The organism is Streptomyces sp. JW3 (assembly GCF_052216785.1).
Lineage (GTDB): Bacteria > Actinomycetota > Actinomycetes > Streptomycetales > Streptomycetaceae > Streptomyces.
The window spans coordinates 1-442 of the sequence record NZ_JBQOUX010000274.1; the positions used below are offsets into that span (position 1 = coordinate 1).

1 protein-coding gene is annotated in these 442 nt (G+C 68.6%); it reads right to left on the reverse strand.

Annotated elements, in window-relative coordinates:
• On the reverse strand, positions 1–442 hold a 442-nt coding region (locus ACTT8P_RS38470; RefSeq protein ID WP_442836433.1), incomplete at both ends, for an AMP-binding protein.

A 442-nucleotide genomic window follows, 5' to 3' on the forward strand; every position in this document is an offset into this window, starting at 1 on the left:
ACATCCAGCACCGACGCGTCGAAACTGAACGACGCGAACTGCAACGTCACCTCACCCGGACCCGCACCCAGCACCGGACCCATCGCCGCCACCAGATTCGCCACACCCCCATGCGCGACCGCCACCCCCTTCGGCCGACCCGTCGACCCCGACGTATAAATCACATACGCCAAACGATCCGCGTCAAAGGACACATCGAGTCGCTCACCGGACTCGGCGGCAATCGACACGGAGGCGTCGGCCAGCCAGTCCTGGTCGATCACCGGCGCGGCCTCACTGGAGGCGACCATGAACGCCAGCCGGTCCGCCGGGTACTCCGGGTCCAGCGGCACGTACGCCGCCCCGGCCTTCCACACCCCGAGCATCGCCACGACCATGTCGACGCCACGAGGCAGCCGCAGCCCCACCCGCGACTCAGTGCCGACACCCTGGCCACGCAGGA